The organism is Burkholderia sp. Z1 (genome assembly GCF_014893795.1).
In the GTDB taxonomy this organism is placed as follows: domain Bacteria; phylum Pseudomonadota; class Gammaproteobacteria; order Burkholderiales; family Burkholderiaceae; genus Burkholderia; species Burkholderia theae.
Map to the genome: position 1 here is coordinate 3,023,956 of NZ_JACFYL010000002.1, position 14,221 is coordinate 3,038,176.

A 14,221-nucleotide genomic window follows, 5' to 3' on the forward strand; every position below is an offset into this window, starting at 1 on the left:
TCACGGCTTCTTCAGCTCGACGACGGTCAGCGCGCCGCCCACGTCCTCGGCGACGAAGTCGACCTTGTCGCCCACCTTCACCTGCGACAGCATCGCCGGGTCCTTCACCTTGAACGCCATCGTCATCGCGTCCATCCCGAGGTTGTCCAGCGGGCCGTGCTTGATCGTCAGCTTGCCCGCGGCCGTGTCGACCTTGCGGATCTCGCCGTGCGACATGCGCTGCGCCGCATCGGCGCCCTGCTTCGCGCCGCCGCTCATGTCCATGCCGGCCATGTCGCCGGCCGCGTACGACGCGGCGGAGAACGCCAGCGCGCAACCTGTTGCAATCGAAACCAGTCCCTTCTTCATCGTGTTTGCTCCAGAGTGAATGAAACGAAACCGGCGGCCGCATCGGCACGGCCGCCGCGTGCTGCTGCTCAACCGTCCGGCAATTCGCCGGTGTACTCGTATGCGACGGTGCCCTTCGGATGCCGGAACCAGCCCGGATCGCGATAGTCGTTGCGGCCGAGCCCCTGCCGCACCTTCAGCACCGTGAACATGCCGCCCATCTCCAGCGGCCCGAACGGGCCCGTGCCCGTCATCATCGGCAACGTGTTGTCGGGCAGCGGCATCTCCATGCCGCCCATCGCGCCGCCCGTGCTGCCCATCGCCATGTAGTCGGGCACGAGCTTGCCGATGCGCTGCGCGAGATCCTTCTGCGGCACGCCGATCAGGTTCGGCACCTGGTGGCCCATCGCATTCATCGTGTGATGCGACTTGTGGCAGTGGAATGCCCAGTCGCCCGGGCGATCGGCGGTGAACTCGATCGCGCGCATCTGGCCCACCGCGACATCGGCCGTCACTTCGGGCCAGCGCGCCGCCGGCGGAATCCATCCGCCGTCGGTGCCGGCGACTTCGAAGCTGTAGCCGTGCAGGTGGATCGGATGGTTCGTCATCGTCAGGTTGCCGAAACGAATCCGCACGCGGTCGCCCGCGCGCACCGGCAGCGGATCGATGCCCGGAAACACGCGCGAGTTGAACGTCCACATGTTGAAGTCCGTCATCTCGTTCACGCGCGGTGTGTAGCTGCCCGGATCGATGTCGTATGCGGCGAGCAGGAACACGAAATCGCGATCGACCGGCATCGTGCCGCGATCCTTCGGATGCACGATGAACATGCCCATCATCCCCATCGCCATCTGCACCATCTCGTCGGCGTGCGGGTGATACATGAACGTGCCGTGCGCCTCGAGCTGGAACTCGTAGACGAAGGTCTTGCCGGGCGGGATATGCGGCTGCGTGAGGCCGCCGACGCCGTCCATCCCGTTCGGCAGCCGCAGCCCGTGCCAGTGGATCGTCGTGTGCTCGGGCAACCGGTTGGTCACGAAGATGCGCACCTTGTCGCCTTCGACGGCCTCGATCGTCGGGCCCGGCGACTGGCCGTTGTAGCCCCACAGGTTCGCGTTCATGCCGGGCGCCATCTCGCGCACGACGGGCTCGGCCGTCAGGTGGAATTCCTTCCAGCCGTTCTTCATCCGCCACGGCAGCGTCCAGCCGTTCAGCGTCGCGACGGGCGTGTACGGACGGCCGTTCGGCGGCACGAGCGGCGGCTGCGTGCCGGTTTTCGCCATCGTGGGCGCTTCGGGCAGCGACGCGGCGCCGGCCTTGCTGACCATCGCCGCACCGAGCAGCGCGGCGCCCGAGCCGTTGAGAAATTGTCGACGGGACACCATGTCAATGACCTTCCGGATGCGTTGCGGGCGCCGGTTGCGCCACGGGTGAGGAAGCCGGCTGCGGCGCAGCGGCAGGTTCGGGTTCGGTGGAACGCGGTGCGCGCAGCGCAGCGCCCGGGACAGGCAGCCGGCCGCCGACAGCCATCTGCAGGTCGGTTTCGGCGAGCCAGTAGTCCTTCAGCGCATCGATGTAGCCGTTCACCGCGCCAACCTGTTCGCGCGCATCGGCCAGCAGTTCGAACACGCTCGCGAGCATCCCGTTGTAGCGCAGCAGCAGCTCGTCCGAGATCGTCTTGCGCAGCGGCACGACTTCGTCGCGGTAGTGCGTGGCGACGTCGTAGCTCGTCACGTACGCCGCGTACGATTCGCGCACTTCGGAGCGCGCGTCGATGGCCGTCTTCGCGAGCCGGTTCGCCGACTGCAGGTAGATCGCCTCGGCCCGCGCAACCTTCGCGCCGCCCCAGTCGAACAGCGGAATCTCGACGCTGATCTCGAAACCGTGCTCGTGACCCTTGCCGGTCTCGTAGTTGTTCACATAACCGAGATCGACCGCGTTGACGAAACGCGTGGCCTTGCTGAGGCCGAGCGACGACGCGACACCCTGCGTCTGCAGCTTCGCGGCCTGGATGTCGAGACGGTGGCTCATCGCGAAGCGTTCGAGATCGGGCAGGTCCGGGCGCGCTTTCGGCAGGTCGGGCAAGCGCTCGGGCAGCACGTACTGCGTGCGCCCGCCCCACAGCCCCATCGCGCGCGTGAGCTTCTCGCGCGCGGCCACGGCCTGTTGCCGCGCCTTCGCGTGCTGCGCGACCGCATCGGCATGGAACGCCTGCTCGCGGGCGTAATCGAGCCGGCTGAAGTTGCCGGCCTGACGCATGCGCAGCGCGAGTTCGGCGGCCGCGCTCGCGGCATCGCGCACCTGTTGCGCATAGTTCGCAGCCTGCTCGGCGGCGACGGCCTCGATATACGCACGGCGCGCGTCGGCGGCCACCTTCAGCATCGCGTCGGCCGTTTCGAGCTTGGTCTGCTCGAAGCGGCGGCGCTCGATATTCGTCGCGAGCGGCATCGTCAGCAGCGCGAACACGTTCGCCGAAAACGTGCGGCCGAGCGTCAGCTCGCCGTCGCCGGCGCGGGTGCGGCTGAACGAGAAGCGCGGGTTCGGCAACCGGCCGGCCTGCACGAGGTCGGCCTCCGACAGCCCGAGCTCCGCGTACGACGCCTGCAGGCCGCGGTTGTTCAGCAGCGCGACCTGCACCGCGTCGTCCATCGTGAGCGGCCTGGCGAGCAGTTCCCGGGTCCGCTTGTCGACGGCTTCGCGGTCGGCATCGGTCCGCACGACCACCGCGTCTTTGCCGATACGTTCCGCCGCGTTGGACGACACGGCGTCGAAGCCGCCGTCCTTCGAAAACGTCGTGCAGCCCGCGAGGAACGCCAGCATGAGCGCGGCCGCGCCGATCCTCGGCGATATCGCAAGATTCGTCATTGCGCGGGCCCTCCGTGCATCGAATGGGCGCCGCCGTGACCCGTCGTGTTGCCGGGCTTCGCGGGCCGCTTCATCACGTCCCGGTTCAGTTGTTTCCAGCCCGGGCCTGCGTCGTCGCGATACGGCCGGTAGCCGTCGAACGCGGACGTCACGGTGACGTCCGGCACCGTCGCGGCGGCGTCCGCCGGATCGGGAAACGGGGTTTGCGCAGGCGCGAGCGACGGCACGATGGCCGCCGCGCCAAGCAGCGCCGCAGTGATCAATCGCATGAATGGGTCTCGTCGTAGTGTCGTCCGGCGGGCCTTGCGCGGCCGCCGGCGTGGATTGCAGATCGCGGCCTGTCGGCCACGGGCACGGCTAGGCGGGAATCCAGCGAGGCGGCCTGTCGATGCCGCCGGTCAGGAACGACACGATCACGGTCGACGGCGGATGCGCGACGATCGTGACGCTGGTGCCCGACGCAGCAGGCGCCGCGGGCGCACCCGGCATGCTCGTGCCGACGCAGCAGGACACGCAGTCGGAACACGACGGCGCGTGGCTATCGTGCTCGGGATGACCATCCTGCACGACCGGCATCGCGTGCGACATCTCGTTCGCATCCGGCACGACAGCACCCGCGCACGGCATCGAAACGGTCGCGAACGACTGGATCGGCAGGCTCAGCGCCAGCAGCACGACGAGGATGAATTTGCGCCAGTACGACATGGATGCGGAATCAGGCAGGCTACGACCGGATGGGCCGGCGCGGCACCGCGACGGCGCGCTCCGGAGACAGGACGGCTGCAGCTTATCGCCGCCGCCGTGACGACGACATGGTCGAAACATGACCGGATTTTCATGAAACGCGCGCTCGACGTTTCGGCCCGTGCTTCATGAAAATTCCGTCATCCACCGGTCATCTTTCGCGCACGCGCGACGCCGTAAGCTCAGGCGTTACACTCACCGGCTGGAATCATCGATAGCCTGCCTCACCATGCGGATACTGATAGTCGAAGACGAACCCAAGATGGCGTCGTACCTCCGGAAGGGGCTGATGGAGGCAAGCTACACGGTCGACGTCGCGGAAACCGGCAAGGACGGGCTGTTCCTCGCGCTGCACGAGGATTTCGATCTCGTCGTGCTCGACGTGATGCTGCCGGAAATGGACGGCTTCGAGGTGCTCAGGCGCCTGCGCGCACAGAAGCAGACACCCGTGCTGCTGCTCACGGCCCGCGAGGCGATCGAGGACAAGGTCACCGGCCTCGAACTGGGCGCCGACGACTACCTGCTCAAGCCGTTCGCATACGCCGAGTTCCTGGCCCGGATCCGCTCGCTGCTGCGGCGCGCGCCGCGCAACGTGCGCGACATCCTGCACGTCGTCGATCTCGAGGTCGACCTGATCAAGCGCCGCGTGCGGCGCGCCGACAACCGCATCGACCTGACCGCACAGGAATTCGCGCTGCTGCAACTGCTCGCCGAACGCGAGGGCGAAGTGCTGACCCGCACCTTCATCACGTCGCAGATCTGGGACATGAATTTCGACAGCGACACGAACGTCGTCGATGCGGCGATCAAGCGCCTGCGCGCGAAGATCGACAACGCGTACGAGAAGAAGCTGATCCACACGATCCGCGGCATGGGCTACGTGCTCGAGGATCGTTCGTGACCGCCGGCCCGGCTTCGTATTCGCTGCTGCGGCGCCTGACGCTCGCGTTCGCCGTCGTCGCCGCGCTCGTGTTCGCGCTGACCGGCGCGTATCTCTATCGCTCGCTGTCCGCCGAGCTGAAACGGCGCGACGACATCGAGATCTCCGGCAAGCTCAACCAGTTCCTGCAGCTTGCACACGCGAGCGGCTCGACGGCCGCGCTGCGCGCCGATCCGGCCGTATTCCACGAGGTGCTGCTATCGCATCCGGGCGTCTATCTCGGCATCTACGACGGGCAGAACCGCGCACTCGTCGAGCACTCCGACGAAGCCGGCAACACGCTCGCGTCGGTGATCGCGGCACCGCATCCGGCCGCCGGAACCGGTGGCGCCGGCGGCCCGTTCACCTGCTCGCCGCCCGGCATCGGCACGTCGCGCTGCGTGTATGCGCGCGCAACGCTGCCGTCCGGCGAAGCCATCCAGGTCGCGCTCGCGCGCACCTCAACCGATCGCCAGTCGCTGCTGGAAAGCTATCGCGTCGACATCTGGCTCGCGGCGGCCGTCGGTGCGCTGCTGGTCGGCGCACTCGGTTATGCGGTCGCCGCGCGCGGCCTGCGCCCGGTCGAGAGCCTCGGCCGGCAGACGTCGCGCATCGAGGCGCACAACCTGAACGCGCGCCTCGACGCGCGCGGCGGCCCGGTCGAACTGCGCGAGCTCGCGACGTCGGTCAACCGGATGCTCGACCGTCTCGAACGCGCGTTCGTGCGGCTGTCGCAGTTCTCGTCCGATCTCGCGCACGACATGCGCACGCCGCTCGCCAACGTGATCAGTTCGTCGCAGGTCACGCTGTCGCGCGCCCGCACGACCGAGGAATACGAAGCGCTGATCGACTCGAACATCGAGGAATGCGAACGGCTGCAACGGATGATCGAGAACATGCTGTTTCTGGCGCGCACCGACAATGCAAGGCAGCACCTGAAGACCGCCGAGCTCGACGCGGGCAGCGAACTGCGCCGGCTTGCATCGTATTTCCAGGCACTGGCTGACGAAGCCGGCGTGCGCATCGACGTGCACGGCCACGCGCCCGTCGTTGCGGACGCAACGTTGTTCCGGCGCGCCGTCAGCAATCTCGCGTCGAACGCACTCGAACACGCGGACGCCGCGTCGACGATCGAGCTGGCCGTTTCCGCGCAAGCCGGTTACGCGGTCGTCGAGGTCACGAATCGCGGCGCCGCGATTCCGCCCGAACAGGTCGACCGAATCTTCGAGCGGTTCTACCGGATCGATTCGTCGCGGCACGGCGCGGCGCGGAACGCCGGGCTCGGGCTCGCGATCGTCAAGTCGATCATGGAACTGCATCGCGGCAAGGTCGAGGTCGCGAGCCGCGACGGACGCACGACGTTCGCGCTCTATTTTCCGAGCGTCACGGAGGGTTGACGCGCCCGGCGATGCGTTCGTGACACGCACATGACACCGCCACGCGGGCGCGATTGCTTCGCGATACGACACGAGCACCCGCCACGCGCACGGCTTTCCTCATCCGCCGAAACGATATCGCCACGCAAGCTTGCCGAAAGCAATCGGCTCGGCTAGACTGGCGCTCGTCTTTGGGGAGTAGCCTGCTTTCCGTCCCCCGGAAAGCGAACGCGTCAACACACTCGGCTTCCAGCCGTGGCGCGTTCGGCCGAATCGGTCTGGCGAGACCATGGGCGCATCGCGTCGTTCCTGGTCGGACGTCGGCGGATGCGCCATGGTTCGTCAGCGTCCGACCACGGAGTCCCCATGTTCCCCGCAGCCTTCTCCCTACGTTCCATCGCGATCGACGCACCTGTCCGCGGAGGTGCCGCATGACCTTCATGTTCCTCGAACTGGCGTTCATGCTGGTCGTCATCCTCGTGGCCGCCGAAGTCTTCACCAATGCGCTCGAACATCTCGGCGAACGCCTGAAGATTTCCGAAGGCGTCACCGGTTCGCTGTTCGCGGCCGTCGGCACCGCGCTGCCCGAAACCATGGTGCCGCTGCTCGCGCTGGCCGGTGGCACGGCGAACCAGGCGGTGAACGAGGAGATCGGCGTCGGCGCGATTCTCGGTGCGCCGCTGATGCTCGCGACGCTCACCACGTTCCTGATGACGCTCGCCGTGATCCGCTCGCGCGGGCTGCGCGGCACGATCGCGCCCGAACGCACGGGGTTCGTGCGCGACATGAACTACTTCCTCGCGGCGTTCTCGCTGGCGACCGCGGCGATGTTCGTGCCGCATCACAACTGGGCCGTCCGCGCGCTGCTTGCCGCGATGCTGGTCGGCATCTACGTGCTGTACGTCGTGATGACGTTCCGCGCGTCGAACCAGCTCGTCGATGCCGGGCACGGCACCGAGGCGCCGCATACGATGCTGCTGTCGCGCACGGGCCTGCCGACCAACCTGGCGACCATCGCGCTGCAGCTGGCCCTCGGCCTTGCGCTGCTGGTCGGCGGCGCGAAGGGCTTCATTCACGGCGTGGAAGGCGTGTCGCAGGTGCTCGGCGTATCGGCGCTGCTGCTGTCGCTGATCATCGTGCCAATCGCGACGGAATTGCCCGAGAAGGTCAACAGCGTGCTGTGGATCCGCCGCAAGAAGGACACGCTCGCGTTCGGCAACATCACCGGCGCGATGGTGTTCCAGGGCACGCTGCTGCCGGCGATCGGCATCATGCTGACGCCGTGGGAGCCGCGCCCCGAAGTGCTGACCGGCGTGATCATCACGCTCGCGGCGGCGGCCTGGCTGCGCATCAATGCCCGCACGCGCGGGCTCGCGATCTGGGCGCTGCTGGCGAACGGCGCGGGGTATGCGGGGTATCTGGTGCTGACGCTGGCCCGCTGAACACCTGAATCGGACGCGTTGCCCGACGCGGACGCGGCATCGACCGCCGCGTCCGCGCGCTGCGCTTCACTGCGTTGATGCGGGCGTCGACAACGCCCGCATCCGCACGATCAGGACGCTTTCACCAGCTTGACGATCGTCAGCGTGCCATTGACGTTCTCGACGCGAACCTTGACCTTCTCGCCCGCATGAACCTGCGCGAGCATGGCCGCGTCCTTCGCCTTGAACGCCATCGTCATCGGCGGCATCCCGACGTTCTCGAGCGCGCCGTGCTTCAGCGTGACCATGCCGGTCGCGGCGTCGACCTTCTTCACTTCGGCGTCGGTGAGCGCGGCGTGCGACGCGGCCGAGCCGTCGGACGACATCTTCATACCGGACATGTCCATGCCCGACATGTCGCCGGACGCAAACGCGGGGGCCGCGAACGCGCCGATCGCGAGAACGGCGGTGGCGGTGGCAATCGATTTCATCTTCTTCATCAGGTTTGCTCCAAAAAATCCCGTCCTTCCCCCAAAGGCGACCTCCTTCGGAGCGCAGGACGGGGAGTAAAGGGAGTACGACCGCGTCTCCCAAACTTGAGGGACACACGAGCATGTGACATCGTGTGAGCCATGGACATCAAACGCGCCTACCGATTCCGGTTCTACCCGACACCCGAGCAAGCAGTGATGCTTGCCCGGACGTTCGGCTGCGCGCGCTTTGCGTACAACTACATGCTGCGGATGCGCACCGATGCATGGCAGCAGCATCAGGCTCGTGTCGGCTATCACGAGACCTCCGCCGCGCTCACTGCGCTGAAGAAAACGGCCGAACATGGCTGGCTGAACGAAGTCAGTTCGGTTCCGCTCCAGCAAGCGCTGCGCCATTTGCAGACAGCATTCGCGAGCTTCTTCGCCAAGCGTACGAAGTATCCGAACTTCCGGCGCAAGGACGGTGCGCAGTCGGCCGAGTACACGGCAAGCGCCTTCAGGTGGAACGGCACTTCGCTGAAGCTGGCGAAGATGAATGCGCCACTCGCGATCCGCTGGTCGCGTACGATTCCCAAAGGCGCGAAGGTGACGACCGTCACAGTATCGAAGGACACTGCTGGTCGATACCACGTATCGATGCTCTGCGACGACGTGGTTTCCGCAAAATCGGAATCAACAAACAAGGTCGGCATCGACTTCGGGTTGACAGATTTTGTCGTTCTTTCGACGGGCGAGAAGGTCGCTGCGCCGAACGAGTTTCGCAAGAACGAAGCCAAGCTCGCCAAGTTGCAACGGCGGTTGGCGAAGAAAAAAATAGGCTCCGCCAATCGCAGGGAGGCGAAGCTCAAAGTCGCCCGCATGCATGCTCGGATAGCGGACCGCCGCAGGGATTTCCTGCACAAGCTTTCGACCCGGCTAATCAACGAAAACCAAGTGATCGCCATCGAAAGCCTTGCCGTCAGCCACATGCTGAAGAATCGAAGACTCGCGAAATCGATCAGCGATGCAGGCTGGTCGGAATTCGTTCGGCAACTGACGTACAAGGCTGAGTGGTACGGTCGCACGTTGATCGGCGTCGATCGCTGGTATCCGTCCAGCAAACGATGTTCCGATTGTGGGCATACGGTGGCCACGCTGCCGTTGAAGGTGCGCGCGTGGATCTGTCCGGGATGCGGAGCGACCCACGACCGCGATATCAACGCAGCGCGCAACGTTTTGGCCGCCGGACTGGCGGTGTCCGCCCATGGAGAAAGCGTAATTCCCATGTCTCTTTGTGAGGCGATGTCGGGTTGCATTCAATGAAGTGGGAACTCCCTCCTTTAGGAAGGAGAACAGTCAACAGGATTCTCCAGTTTGGGTGGATGGCACGTTCATGCCGGAAGGAACTGCGGAGGAATGCCGGTCATCGCTCGCGCTTCGCACACGACGGCGCTGAAGCAGAAGCCATGCGGCGGGAATGACGAACATCGACAGCAGCGGCGCCGTGACCATGCCGCCGACCATCGGCGCGGCGATGCGCTGCATGACTTCGGAACCGGCCCCGTGCCCGACCATGATCGGCACGAGACCGGCGAGCACGACGGCGACCGTCATCGCCTTGGGCCGCACACGCAGCACCGCGCCCTCGCGGATCGCGTCGAGCAGCAGCGCATCGGTCAATTGCTCGCCGGCGTCGAGCCGGCGCTTCAGCGCGCCCTTCAGGTACAGCAGCATCACGACGCCGAATTCGGCGGCCACGCCGGCCAGCGCGATGAACCCGACCGACGTCGCGACGGACACCGCATGGCCGAGCCCCCACACGAGCCAGAAGCCGCCGACCAGCGCGAACGGCACCGTCGACATCAGCAGCAGCGCGTCGGCCGCCGAGTCGAACGTGAGGAACAGCAGCACGAAGATCACGACGAGCGTCACCGGCACGACGGTGCGCAGCGTTGCCGCCGCGCGTTCGAGATACTCGAACTGCCCCGACCACGCGATCGAATAACCGGGCGGCAATGCGACCTGCCGCGCGACGGCCTGCTGCATCGCGCGGACCGCCGTGCGCAGATCGGTGCCGCGGATGTCGACGTACACGTAGCCGGACAGCCGCGCGTTCTCGCTGCGGATCATCGGCGGGCCGTCTGCGATTACGATGCGCGCGACGTCGCCGAGGCGGATCTGCGCGCCGCGCGCGGTGACGACCGGCAATTGCCGCAGGTTCTCGAGCGAATCGCGGATCTCGCGCGGGTAGCGGATGTTGATCGGGAAGCGCTCGCGCCCCGCGATCACCTCGCCGACATCCTCGCCGCCGACTGCCGACGACACGACCGACTGGATATCGGCGACCGACAGCCCGTAGCGCGCGGCCGCGAGCCGGTCGATGTCGACGTCGATGTACCGGCCGCCGTTCAGCCGTTCCGCGAGCGCGGACGTGACGCCCGGCACGTGCTTCACCGCCGCCTCGACCTGCGTCGCGATCGCGTCGATCCCCGTCAGGTCCGGCCCGGAGATCTTCACGCCGACCGGCGTCTTGATGCCGGTGGACAGCATGTCGAGCCGGTTGCGGATCGGCGGCACCCACACGTTCGACAGGCCCGGCACCTTCACCGTGCGATCGAGTTCGTCGACGAGCTTCTCCGGCGTCATGCCGGGCCGCCACGCACTGCGCGGCTTGAACCGGATCGTCGTCTCGAACATCTCGAGCGGCGCGGGATCGGTCGCGGTATCCGCGCGTCCGGATTTGCCGAACACCGTGTCGACTTCGGGCACGCTCTTGATCAGCCGGTCGGTCTGCTGCAGCAGCTCGCTCGCCTTGTCGGCCGAGATGCCCGGCAGCGCGGTCGGCATGTACAGCAGGTCGCCTTCGTCGAGCGGCGGCATGAATTCGCCGCCGAGCCGCGACAGCGGCACGGCCGTCAGCACGAGCGCGACGACCGCGACGCCGATCGCGAACCACGGGCGCCGGAGCGTCGCTTCGAGCAGCGGCCGGTACAGGCGGATCAGCACGCGGTTGATCGGATTCGCGTGCTCGTGCGGAATGCGGCCGCGCACGAGATAGCCCATCAGCACCGGCACCAGCGTGACCGACAGCCCGGCGGCGGCGGCGATCGTATAGGTCTTGGTGAACGCCAGCGGCGCGAACAGCTTGCCCTCCTGCCCTTCCAGCGAAAACACCGGAATGAACGACAGCGTGATGATCAGCAGCGAGAAGAACAGCGCCGGCCCGACTTCCGCGGCCGAGGTCGCGACGATGTCCCAGCGCCGCGCGGCCGTCAGCGGCTCGCCGGGATGCGCGTGGTCGTACGCTTCCAGATGCTTGTGCGCGTTCTCGATCATCACGATCGCCGCATCGATCATCGCGCCGATCGCGATCGCGATCCCGCCGAGCGACATCAGGTTCGCGTTCACGCCCTGGTAGCGCATCACGATGAACGCGGCCAGCACGCCGAGCGGCAGCGACAGGATCGCGACGAACGCGCTGCGCAGATGGAACAGGAACACCGCGCAGACGATGCCGACGATCACGAATTCCTCGATCAGCTTGTCCGTCAGGTTGTCCACCGCACGCTCGATCAGTTGCGACCGATCGTAGGTCGTGACGATCTCGACGCCGGGCGGCAGCGAACGCTTCAGGTCGGCGAGCTTCGCCTTCGCCGCGTCGATCGTCGTGAGCGCGTTCTTGCCCGAACGCATCACGACGACGCCGCCCGTCACCTCGCCCTGCCCGTTCAGCTCCGCGATCCCGCGTCGCATCGCCGGGCCGACCTGGATGCGCGCGACGTCGCCGAGCAGCACCGGCGTGCCCGCGTCGTCGGTGCGCAGCACGACATGCCGGAAGTCGTCGAGTGTGCGCAGGTAGCCGGTCGAACGCACCATGTACTCGGACTCGGCCAGCTCGACGACCGAGCCGCCGGACGCCTGGTTGGCCCTGCCGAGCGCATCCGCGACCGCCGCCTGCGTGATGCCGTACGCGCGCAGCTTGTCCGGATCGAGCACGACCTGGTACTGGCGCACCATGCCGCCGATGCTCGCGACTTCCGACACGTCCGGCACCGCCTTCAGCTCGAACTTCAGGAACCAGTCGTTGAGCGCGCGCAGTTGCCCGAGGTCGTGGTGGCCGCTGCGATCGACGAGCGCGTACTCGTACACCCAGCCGACGCCGGTCGCATCCGGCCCGAGCGACACGGTCGCACCCGCCGGCAGCCGACTCTGCACCTGGCTCAGATATTCGAGCACGCGCGAGCGCGCCCAGTACGGATCGGTGTGATCGTCGAACAGCACGTAGACGAACGCGTCGCCAAACGACGAATACGCGCGGACGGTTTTCGCGCCCGGCACGCCGAGCAGCGTCGTCGTCAGCGGATAGGTCACCTGATCCTCGACGACCTGCGGCGCCTTGCCCGGAAACGACGCCTTCACGATCACCTGCGTGTCCGACAGGTCGGGTAACGCATCGAGCGGCGTCTGCCGCAGCGAATGAACGCCCCATGCGGCGACCAGCACCGTGGCGAGCAGCACCAGGAAGCGGTGGTGGATGGACCAGCGAATGATGCGCGCGATCATCGTTCGCCTCCCTGCGGATCGACCTTCGTCAGCCGGTAGCCGTCACCGCTCTGCGTGAACGCGAAGCGCACCGTCTGGCCCGGCTTCACGTCCGGGAACGCGTGCGCCGACGGCTTGCCGAACGTCATCGTCATCGCGCCCCAGCCGAGCGCCGGAACCGGCTGATGCGAGAACGTGATGTCGTCGGCCGTGACCTTCTCGACCTTGCCGGTGGTTTCGTAGATCGGCGCAGCCGCTGCGGACGATGCCGACGATGCGGCCGCGCTGGCCCCGGCCGCGCGTTCCAGCCGCGGCAGCACGCTTTTCAGGCTGGCCTCGGAATCGATCAGGAACTGCCCCGATGCGACGACCGTGTCGCCGTCGTTCAACCCGTCGAGCACTTCCGTGTCGCCGCCGACGTCGTTGCCCACCGTCACCGACACCGGCTGCAGCCGCCCGTCGCCGTTCTTCACGATGACGATCGAGCGCTTGCCGGTCGCGATCACCGCTTCGGACGGCACGAGCAGGCGCGACACGGTCTGCTTCGCATCGACACGCACGCGCATCAGCATGCCGGGCGTGAGCTTCAGCGCGGCATTGTCGATCTCCACGCGTGCCTGCAGCGTGCGGCTGCTCGTGCTGATGCCCGGCAGCACTTCGCGGATGCGCCCGCTGAAGTGCTGTGCCGGATCGCCCGCGAACGTCGCATCGACCGACATCCCCGGCTGCACGTTCAGCGCGAGCGCTTCCGGCACCTCGACGATGAGCCACAGCGTCGACAGCCCGGCGATCTTCGCGAGCGTCTGCCCGGGCGCGACCATCGCGCCGTCGCGCACGTTCAGCTCGCTGACGACGCCGGTTTCCGGCGCGCTCAGCACGACGTGCGTCTGCGCGCGGCCGGTGCGGTCGAGGTTCGCGATCATGCCGTCGGGAATCGACAGCGCGCGCATCCGCGCACGCGACGCATCGAGCAGGCTGCCGTCCATCCCGCCGCGCTTGAGCGCGAGATATTCCTCCTGCGGCGCGAGCCAGTCCGGCACGAACAGCGACGCGACCGGCGCACCCTTCGCGATGCGCTGCATCGGCGCGCGCGCATACAAACGGTCGATGTAGCCGGTGACGCGCGACTGCACGACGTCCGCGCGCGATTCGTCGAACTGCGTGGTGCCCACCGCATCGAACCCGGCCGCCGTCTGCTGCCGGCGCACGGTCGCGTAGCGAATGCCGAGGTTCTGCTGCAGGCCCGGATCGATCCGGATACCGGACGAACCGCCGCCGTCATCCGCATAGACGGGCTGCAGCTGCATGTCCATGAACGGCGATTTGCCCGGTTTGTCGAAATGCTGGTTCGGCACCATCGGGTCGTGCCAGTACAGCACCTTGCGCCCCGTGTTCGGATCGGTCCTGCCGGCCGAGGCAGCGGCGGGTGCCGGTGCCGCCATCGCCGCGTTACCCGCCGCATGGCGCGTGCCCGCGACATACCCCGCGCCGAGCAGCGCCGCGCCGGCGAATGTCATCAGCACCGCGCGCATCAGTGATTGCTTCGTCATGTGGTTC

The 14,221-nt window shown here is 67.0% G+C and carries 12 protein-coding genes and 1 riboswitch; of the genes, 4 read left to right on the top strand and 8 right to left on the bottom strand.

Annotated elements, in window-relative coordinates; translation table 11 throughout:
• The 5 genes from H3H55_RS30430 to H3H55_RS30450 all read right to left on the bottom strand — a co-directional run bounded on the left by H3H55_RS30430 (position 1) and on the right by H3H55_RS30450 (position 3,897).
• A complete protein-coding gene (locus tag H3H55_RS30430) occupies positions 1–348 on the bottom strand; it encodes a copper-binding protein (protein WP_193101468.1) in 348 nt (115 codons plus the stop codon).
• 68 nt (positions 349–416) lie between these two features.
• Entirely contained in the window at positions 417–1,712 is a 1,296-nt protein-coding gene (locus H3H55_RS30435; protein WP_193101470.1) for a multicopper oxidase family protein, read from the bottom strand.
• 1 nt (position 1,713) lies between these two features.
• Positions 1,714–3,192 carry a TolC family protein gene (locus H3H55_RS30440; protein ID WP_193101472.1) on the bottom strand — a complete coding sequence of 493 codons (1,479 nt, stop codon included), beginning with the start codon at positions 3,190–3,192 and terminating at the stop codon, positions 1,714–1,716.
• The gene (locus H3H55_RS30445) at positions 3,189–3,461 is read right to left on the bottom strand and encodes a hypothetical protein (RefSeq protein WP_193101474.1); all 273 of its coding nucleotides are present in this window, start codon (positions 3,459–3,461) and stop codon (positions 3,189–3,191) included. Before H3H55_RS30445 ends, H3H55_RS30440 begins: the two co-directional genes overlap by 4 nt.
• A gap of 88 nt (positions 3,462–3,549) precedes the next feature.
• The gene (locus tag H3H55_RS30450; protein ID WP_193101476.1) at positions 3,550–3,897 is read right to left on the bottom strand and encodes a hypothetical protein; all 348 of its coding nucleotides are present in this window, start codon (positions 3,895–3,897) and stop codon (positions 3,550–3,552) included.
• Positions 3,898–4,165: 268 nt separating this feature from the next.
• Here H3H55_RS30450 and H3H55_RS30455 point away from each other — a divergent pair, with 268 nt between their 5' ends.
• From H3H55_RS30455 to H3H55_RS30465, 3 genes are all read left to right on the top strand, one after another.
• Entirely contained in the window at positions 4,166–4,837 is a 672-nt protein-coding gene (locus H3H55_RS30455; protein ID WP_193101477.1) for a heavy metal response regulator transcription factor, read from the top strand.
• On the top strand, positions 4,834–6,252 hold the full coding sequence (locus tag H3H55_RS30460) for a heavy metal sensor histidine kinase (protein WP_193101479.1): 1,419 nt from the start codon (positions 4,834–4,836) through the stop codon (positions 6,250–6,252). Before H3H55_RS30455 ends, H3H55_RS30460 begins: the two co-directional genes overlap by 4 nt.
• A gap of 160 nt (positions 6,253–6,412) precedes the next feature.
• Positions 6,413–6,550: riboswitch (yybP-ykoY riboswitch) on the top strand.
• 112 nt (positions 6,551–6,662) lie between these two features.
• Positions 6,663–7,673, top strand: coding sequence for a sodium:calcium antiporter (locus tag H3H55_RS30465; RefSeq protein WP_129516441.1), 1,011 nt, complete (start codon positions 6,663–6,665; stop codon positions 7,671–7,673).
• A gap of 110 nt (positions 7,674–7,783) precedes the next feature.
• Here the strand turns inward: H3H55_RS30465 and H3H55_RS30470 are convergent, their stop codons facing one another.
• The gene (locus H3H55_RS30470; RefSeq protein WP_193101481.1) at positions 7,784–8,152 is read right to left on the bottom strand and encodes a copper-binding protein; all 369 of its coding nucleotides are present in this window, start codon (positions 8,150–8,152) and stop codon (positions 7,784–7,786) included.
• Positions 8,153–8,284: 132 nt separating this feature from the next.
• Between H3H55_RS30470 and H3H55_RS30475 the strand changes: the two genes are divergently transcribed.
• The gene (locus tag H3H55_RS30475) at positions 8,285–9,445 is read left to right on the top strand and encodes an RNA-guided endonuclease InsQ/TnpB family protein (protein WP_193101483.1); all 1,161 of its coding nucleotides are present in this window, start codon (positions 8,285–8,287) and stop codon (positions 9,443–9,445) included.
• Positions 9,446–9,478: 33 nt separating this feature from the next.
• Here the strand turns inward: H3H55_RS30475 and H3H55_RS30480 are convergent, their stop codons facing one another.
• Positions 9,479–12,685: an efflux RND transporter permease subunit gene (locus tag H3H55_RS30480; protein WP_193101486.1), complete on the bottom strand. Its 3,207-nt coding sequence runs from the start codon at positions 12,683–12,685 to the stop codon at positions 9,479–9,481.
• Entirely contained in the window at positions 12,682–14,214 is a 1,533-nt protein-coding gene (locus tag H3H55_RS30485) for an efflux RND transporter periplasmic adaptor subunit (protein ID WP_193101488.1), read from the bottom strand. Before H3H55_RS30485 ends, H3H55_RS30480 begins: the two co-directional genes overlap by 4 nt.
• Positions 14,215–14,221 lie beyond the last annotated feature (7 nt).